Consider the following 7655-nt stretch of genomic DNA (forward strand, 5'->3'; position numbering starts at 1 on the left):
CCTCGCCTCAGCCGCGCGCGCCGCCGGAAACGGTCACCGGCGCACCGCGTTCGGTGTTGCCTGACGAGCCGGTCACACGCGACGCAGGCACCTCGGGACGCTCCACCTCGCGGAACGTGGTGGCATTGGCGCCCGCACCACGGGGCTGGCCGCGCATCGACAGATTGCGCATCAAGCTCGACGTGCCTTCCGTGCCGGTTACGCGCGATTTGTCGAGCCACACGTCACCCGAAACTTTGGTGCCTTGCTGACTGCCCTCGCCACTCAGGCGCTGCGCCGCACGTTGCAGCAGGGCGTCTTTCTGCACCTGCTGCTGGGCTTGCAGTCGCTGCACATCCTGCTTGCGGAACTCGGGGGTGCCGGTAATCAGACCTTCGGCCTTGTTGATCGAGCCGGAGATGCGCTCCGAGCCCATACCGTTACCGGTCACAGCTTGATCGCGTTCACGTCCCAGCGAGGCATGCCCGCGGGTCAGAATGCTGAAGCCCGCAGGAGCCGGATCGCGCACAGGCTCCTCGACCGGTCGAGCGCGCGAGACGAAACGGCCACTGGTGGCGCATTGGCCCGGCATGGTGTCCATGCCCAGATAAGGCGTGCCAGTCACCGGCTCGCAGGCGCCACGTTCGTCACCGGTCATCACCGAACCTCCGGCACCAGGCCGGTCTCCGGTAATGGCGCGCAGCGAAACCGTGGTGCTGTCACGTTGCAGGTTGCGCTGTTGCTGCAGCGCAGGCGCCGCGCAGAACTCGGCATACTGCCCCTGGCCGAAATAGCTGTTGCCGCTGATGGGCGCACAGGCGCCGGCCTCGTTGCCGGTGACGCGCTGACTACGGCCCGCATGGCTTCCTGTGACCTTCTGACCCTTCCAGGTCTGGTCGACCGCCACTTTCGCGACGGGCGCGATGGCCGGTGCGGTTTCGCACACTGCGGCCAGTTGTTGGGTGCCGATATAGTCGACGCCGGTGACGGGTTGGCACCCGTATGACTCATCACCGGACAATTTTGGGCTGGGCGCGACCTCTGAACCGGTCACCGACCGGCCACTGAGCGTCTGCATCGTACTGACCTTGGCCGGAGCCGCAGTGGAAGCGCCGCCGAAGTCTTTGGCATTGAAATACTGATTGCCCGTGATGGCGCGAGCGGAACCCGCTTCACTGCCGGTCACTTGCGAACTGCGACCCACATCGGTGCCGGTCACACTCTGACCTTCTCGGCTGGACATCACGCTGACCTTGCGCGGCTGCGCCGGGGCTTCGGTGCCGCAGACCTGCACGAACTGCTCGCTCGACAAGTATTGCGTGCCCGTCACCGGGCGGCAGGCGCCGGCCTCATCGCCCGTCATGCCTTTGCGCGCACCCAGACCCGTTCCCGTCACGGCCTTGCCTTGCGCCGTCGTGGAAATCTCGACCTTGTTCGGCGCGGTATCCGCACTGGCCATGCTGTAACTGGTGCCGGTGACGGTGCGATCCGAGCCTTGCTCGCCGCCGGTGACTTTCACCGGGCGATCCACCAAAGTGCCGGTGAAGCGCTGACCCATTTCGGTGGTGCCGCGGCCGACCTTTTGAGCGCCGGGTTGAGGGCGGGTGTCGCAGAATTCTTGGTAACGCTCTGCGCTCAAATAGTCGGTACCGGTGATGGAGCGGCAAGAACCCGGCTCGTCGCCGGTCATTTTGGAGGACCGGCCCACTTCGGTGCCGGTGACCCGCTGTTCGCGCAGCGTGGTGCTCACACCCACCTTCGGCGGATTGGGAGCGGGGCGGGTCTTGCACAAGGTGTCGAATTGCTCGGAGCCGATGTATTCGGTTCCGGTGATGGCGCGGCAGGAGCCCGGCTCGTTGCCGCTGACGCGCTGGCTGCGTTCGACTTGAGTGCCCGTCACGCGTTGGCCCGAAAGGGTGTGACCTTCCTCGACCTTCATCGGCACGGGAGCCTGCGTGTTGCGAGCCTTCATGCGACCACTGGGGCGCGAGGACTCGGCAGAGGCGCAGGCGCCCGCGCGGCCGACGAGCGACTGCACATGACGACGCTGCATCGCCACTTGGCGAGCGGTTGCTCCCTTGCTCATGGCGACTTGCCAATCCTGCCCCGGAAGCGACGCCGCAATCTTGGTGGCCTGCGCCACACGACGCAGACCAGCCTTGCCATCCTGCGCCAGCGCGGCACGGCGGGCCTGCGCCAGGGCGCGACCTCCCGCCATCGGCACCGCGCGAACAGCGTTTGACACCTCGGCAGCGGGTGCGAACATCGCGCTCTGGGTGGATGGCGCCGCAGCCGCATCGGCGCAACCGCAACCACAGGACTGCTCGGTGGCGCAGCCGCAACTCGCGGATGCATCACGAGAAGAAGCCTCACTAGAGATCGCAGCGACCGAGGGGCGCAGATGCGCGCTCGGGCCGCCGCTTCCAGCCAGTTTGATCGCTGCCTTGCCCTGCTGCGACAGCGCCTGGCGGCGCGCACGCGCTGGACTGAGCTGCGCCTGCGGCGGATTCAAGGACGCGGTGGGCGCAGAGGCGGAGGCAAAGGCGGCCGCACGCACGACAGGGGCTGCCGATACGGCGGAGGCGGGCCGCGACTGCGAAGAAGCAGCAGAAGATGCGGCAGCCATCTCCGGCCTTTGGCGCGCAGGGGCGCCAGCAGGCTTGGCCGAACCGGCCTTGCCATGCAGCGCCATGGCCTGGCGCCGCTTGAGTGCCAGCTCGCGACCCGAAAGGGTCGCCTGCGCATGGCGTTCGGCAGGATATGTCATGGTGGACCTCGAAGCAGAGAAGTCGTGAATTCAGAAAACTCGGAGCCTGAACCCGAGGCACGCGGCCCCGGAAAACCGGCGCGACGGCATCCATGCCATCACGCCAGATCCGCGATCAGCGGTAGACCACGAACGCGAGACCCTGGCTCTGGGCGTAGTTGTCATAAGCGACAAAACGCACCATGTGGTCAGGAAATTCGCGGTGGCAGGCCTCAAGTTCAGCCAGCACCGCATCTACGGACTGCTCGCCGAACAGCGGCAGCTTCCACATGTACCAGAAGCTCACGCGAGCTGAGGTGCCCTTTTCGGTGTGCTCCACCGCGGGGTTCCAGCCCTGGGCGATGGTGTAGGCAATCTGGCGACGCACCTGTTCGGGCGTCATTTGCGGCAGATAAGAGAAGGTTTCGTACTTCTTGGTGGCTTTGTAGGCTTGCACAGTGGCCATGATGAATTCCTTTGAGAGCAAACGGTGTCAGGCAGCGGCGGCCTCAGCGGCCGCCGCACCGGGATCGGTCACTTGTTGGTGACGTCCAGCTTGTCGACGGTGTCGAACTCGAACTTGATTTCTTTCCAGGTTTCCATGGCGATTTTCAGTTCGGGCGAATGCTGGGCGGCTGCGGTGAGAATCTCGCGGCCTTCCTTTTCAACCTGACGACCTTCATTGCGGGCTTGCACGCAGGCTTCGAGCGCCACGCGGTTGGCTGCGGCGCCGGCCGCGTTGCCCCAGGGGTGGCCGAGGGTGCCGCCGCCAAACTGCAGCACGGAATCATCGCCGAAGATGGTCACCAGCGCGGGCATGTGCCACACGTGAATGCCACCGGAGGCCACGGCGAAGGCGCCGGGCATGGAGCCCCAGTCTTGATCGAAAAAGATGCCGCGGCTGCGGTCTTCCGGCACATACGATTCGCGCAGCAGGTCGATCCAGCCCAGAGTGGAAGCGCGGTCGCCTTCGAGCTTGCCCACCACGGTGCCGGTGTGCAGGTGGTCGCCACCCGACAGACGCAGGATCTTGGTCAGCACGCGGAAGTGGATGCCGTGGTGCGGGTTGCGGTCAAGCACGGCGTGCATGGCGCGGTGGATGTGCAGCAGCATGCCGTTGTCGCGGCACCATTGCGCCAGGCCGGTGTTGGCGCAGAAGCCGCCGGTGATGTAGTCGTGCATGATGATGGGCGCGCCGATTTCCTTGGCGTACTCCGCACGCTTGAACATTTCGTCCGGGGTCGGGGCGGTCACGTTCAGGTAGTGGCCCTTGCGCTCGCCGGTTTCCTGCTCGGCCTTGAGCGTGGCTTCCTGCACGAAGTCGAAACGCTGCTTCCAGCGCATGAAGGGCTGCGAGTTGATGTTCTCGTCGTCCTTGGTGAAATCCAGACCGCCGCGCAAGCATTCGTACACGGCGCGGCCGTAGTTCTTGCCCGACAGACCCAGTTTGGGCTTGATGGTGCAGCCCAGCAGCGGACGGCCGTATTTGTTGATCACGTCGCGCTCGACCTGGATGCCGTTGGGCGGGCCGTTGCAGGTCTTGACGTAGGCGATCGGGAAGCGGATGTCTTCCAGGCGCAGGGCGCGGATGGCCTTGAAGCCGAACACATTGCCCACCAGCGAGGTGAACACGTTGACCACCGAGCCTTCTTCGAACAGGTCGATCGGATAGGCGATGAAGGCGTAGAAGCAGGTGTCGTCGCCGGGCACGTCTTCGATGCGATAGGCGCGGCCCTTGTAGTAGTCCATGTCGGTCAGCAGATCGGTCCACACCGTGGTCCAGGTGCCGGTGGACGACTCGGCCGCCACAGCGGCTGCAGCCTCTTCACGATCGACGCCCGCTTGCGGGGTGATCTTGAAGCAGGCCAGTAGATCGGTGTCCAGAGGGGTGTACTCCGGCATCCAATAGGTTTGCCGGTACTCCTTAACGCCGGCCTGATAGGTCTTAACTGCCATATCGATCACTCCTTAGCGATGAAACGTGACAAAAATTTCAATGTTCTGGCCAACAGGTACGGGCGGCCAACAAAAAGTCTCTTTGATACCGCAACACAGAACAAGTCGGGACGACCCGTCTTGCGTTGCGCTGCTTGGAATTCCAAGCAGCCGTGAGAGGTCAGAAGATCTCTGCACAAACCGCATATCCTTGAAAGCGGATTGAAGAATACCGCCCCGCTCACATAAGAATCAATTTATATCGACAACACTTTCGTTCAGGAAAACTAAATCATCCGATCCGTCTCGGCGCCGATCAGTTGCGGAATTTGATGGGGCGCCCGACCTGAATGTCGTGCACGAACACCACGCCGGAGTGCGCCTCGAAAAAGGGCTGGAAGCCTTCGAGCAGCGGGCCCACGAGTTCTTCGGGCACCGCGGCGATGATCATGATCAGCGCATCGTCCTCATTGAACATGAGGTGGCCTTCGTACATGCCGTGGCTGCCTTTGCCCGACAGGTTGCCGACGATGGTGTAACCCTTCACACCGGCGCGGTCGAGCAGGTCGGTGGCGAATTCCTTGTGCGCTCCTTCCAGGATGATTTCCAGCTTTTTCAGCGGATACAGCTTGATGGCGTTCATGCGACGAGATCCTCCTGAGTCTGGGCAACGAGCGGTGCGCGCTCCTCCCATTGCCCGTTGTTGTAGACGAAAGGTTTGTAGCCCTGAGTGGGGTCGATGACGATGGCGCGGATCCAGCCGCCGAGCACCAGGCTCTTGACCTTGACCACGCTTTGCAGCGCCCGCCCGGCAAAGTCGAGCGGAGCTTCAATTAAGGCGATCAGCCGCATCGGCTCGTGGTAGGGGCGTCCTTCGCGCATCACCGTTTGCATCGGCAGGCCGGTGCGCAGGTCGCTCAGATTGCCGGTCATCACCCCGAAGCGTCCAGCGACGTTGTGATAGGCCTTGCTGCCACTGCCCATGTGGGCGTTATCGACGGTAGAGAAAAAATGCTCCAGGTTGATCCACTCGCCCACCACGACGGGCGCCGCGAGAATGTTCTCGAGCAGACGCCCCTTTGGGTCACAGCGCCAGTCGTAGGACTGCAGAAAGGGCCGCCCTTCCAGATCGGCGCCCTCAGTCAGACTGCGGCGACCGATGATGCCGTATACGTTCTTCGACAGCCCCCACTCGGGCCGCGTCTGCGACCAATCGACCGCCAGACGGTGTGCCAGGCGGTAAGCATGGGCCGGATCGAGTTCACGCGGGCTGGACATCAACTTAGGCATGCGCTCGGCTGCGGCCAGGCGCGAAGCCGCCCGCAGGCCGTTGCGCAAGCGCTCCAGATAGACGAGCAGCCGCGGGGGCAGCAGGTCGAGGTCGAGCAGTTCGATGGAATCGGTGGTGGTGGTGTGCACGGCCGGCAGGAACCAGGTGTCTTCCGGGATGGTGATGCCCATGGTCGCAAGGCGCTCCCGCACCGCCGTCTTGTTGGCCATCTGGGACAGCACCCGGGCGTTGACCAGACCGCTGCCGCCACCGCAGGCGCCGCAATCCAGCGCCGACTCGTAGGGGTTGTTCTCGGTTTGACCCTGGTGGCCGACGATGAGCACGAAGCGTGAGAAGGTCTGGGTCAAACCGATCATGGTCAGCGCGGTATGCACATAGTTGACCTGCTCGTCGAGCGAGTAGCCAATTCGTCCCAGCCGCACCAGTTGGTAGCCGGCAAAGTCGGGATCGACGCGGTACACCTCGCGCAACTTGTCGATGAATTCGGCTTCTTGCTTGTCCGACACGCCGAACGACTCGCGCAGACGCGTGGGTCCGCTGCGGTGGCGCAGCGCGGTTTCGCGCAGTTCGCGGATCATGGCGTCATCGACCCGTTCGCGGTCGATGTGCAACTCGGCATGCAGCGCCTTGACGATCATGGCCCGCTGCAGGGTGCGGATGATGGAATCGGCCTGCTCGCGGGTGAGCTTGTCGACCAGCAGGCGGGTGACGGGCTTTTCGGCGTCGATGCGACTGCGCCAGCGGCTGTAGCCCAGCGGCGCCAGAGTCTTGCCGAACAGATCGAGACCGAACAACATGCCCACCGCCTCGACGGTGACGTAGGGCGAGAGCACCGAGCTTTTGAGGTCGTGCAGCACGTGCCCCAGCGTGCTGACAAAGTCTTCGTCGTTGGGATCGAGGGCCGCGGGCAGTTCGAGCACCAGATTCTTGGGCGTGACCACCGCCGGGCAGAAGTGGCTTTCGCTGCCTTTGCCGTATCCCAGAAAGCCCACGGGCACGCCGAAAAATCCGGCGATGCCGAAGGTCTGATAGTCGCCCACGCGCTCCAAATGGCGGCGAATGGGTTCAGAGCGCACGTCGATGCAAAACCAGGCCTGGGCAAACGGACGCTTGTCGGCAGGCAGGTCTTGGGGCACCTGCACCCGAGCCAGCAGATGGTCGATGGACTGCGCCTCCATCGCCAGAGTCCAGACCATGCCCTCCTGCTCGCCAAATTCCTGCAAGCCCTGCAGCAGCCCTTGCACCCCGCTGGGGTCGAGCGCTTCGAGCGCGGGCATGGCTTTGGCGGCAACGGCCAGCGCTCGCAACGCGTCGGCCTGCTCCTGCGCGAGTTTGCGCTGCCACAGCGGCCAGTAGCGCTGCAGCAGGTCGTCGCAGCGGGCGCAGTGGCCACGCGCCAGCGTGTCGTCGATGCGCTGCGCCCAGTCGGGCAGCACCGCGCCACTGTGCAGTGCTTCGCGCAGCAGACATTCGGCACTGCGCTCTTGCAGCAAGGCGTCGAGTTGCCCGCGCTCCACCGGCGTGCCGCGATGGCGCGCGCTCTCTTGCAACAAGGCGAGCCCCACGATCAGCCGAATGGCCAGCAGATCGACGATATCGGCCGGGTAGCGCTGCGCCCAGTAGTAATGCTTGGCCGAGGCCCGCCAGCGCACGAAGCCGGTCCAGCCGTGCAGGCGGGTGAGCTCGCGGGTGAAATAGGCCGAC

The 7655-nt window shown here is 64.3% G+C and carries 5 protein-coding genes; all 5 read right to left on the reverse strand.

What is annotated here, in order from left to right; all coding sequences use genetic code 11:
- Positions 1-7: 7 nt before the first annotated feature.
- Positions 8-2746 (reverse strand): alpha-carboxysome scaffolding protein CsoS2, encoded by a 2739-nt coding sequence (locus B7X30_RS09245; RefSeq protein ID WP_286730327.1) that lies wholly within the window; start codon positions 2744-2746, stop codon positions 8-10.
- 115 nt (positions 2747-2861) lie between these two features.
- Positions 2862-3191, reverse strand: a complete 330-nt coding sequence (locus B7X30_RS09250) for a ribulose bisphosphate carboxylase small subunit (protein ID WP_013104279.1) — start codon at positions 3189-3191, stop codon at positions 2862-2864.
- A 68-nt stretch (positions 3192-3259) separates the two neighbouring features.
- Positions 3260-4681 (reverse strand): form I ribulose bisphosphate carboxylase large subunit, encoded by a 1422-nt coding sequence (locus B7X30_RS09255; protein ID WP_013104278.1) that lies wholly within the window; start codon positions 4679-4681, stop codon positions 3260-3262.
- Between the two features lie 295 nt (positions 4682-4976).
- Positions 4977-5303, reverse strand: coding sequence for a P-II family nitrogen regulator (locus B7X30_RS09260; RefSeq protein WP_013104276.1), 327 nt, complete (start codon positions 5301-5303; stop codon positions 4977-4979).
- Positions 5300-7655: putative inorganic carbon transporter subunit DabA (locus B7X30_RS09265; protein ID WP_286730328.1), on the reverse strand; the 2356-nt coding region annotated here is incomplete at its 5' end. The genes B7X30_RS09265 and B7X30_RS09260, both read right to left, overlap by 4 nt.

This window comes from Thiomonas sp. 13-64-67 (genome assembly GCF_002282795.1).
Classification (GTDB): domain Bacteria; phylum Pseudomonadota; class Gammaproteobacteria; order Burkholderiales; family Burkholderiaceae_C; genus Thiomonas; species Thiomonas arsenitoxydans.

Excerpts from the sequence above, each read along its gene's own strand:
- B7X30_RS09255 (WP_013104278.1), bottom strand. The coding sequence starts at position 4,681 with ATGGCAGTTAAGACCTATCAGGCCGGCGTTAAGGAGTACCGGCAAACC.
- B7X30_RS09250 (WP_013104279.1), bottom strand. The coding sequence starts at position 3,191 with ATGGCCACTGTGCAAGCCTACAAAGCCACCAAGAAGTACGAAACCTTC.
- B7X30_RS09245 (WP_286730327.1), bottom strand. The coding sequence starts at position 2,746 with ATGACATATCCTGCCGAACGCCATGCGCAGGCGACCCTTTCGGGTCGC.
- B7X30_RS09260 (WP_013104276.1), bottom strand. The coding sequence starts at position 5,303 with ATGAACGCCATCAAGCTGTATCCGCTGAAAAAGCTGGAAATCATCCTG.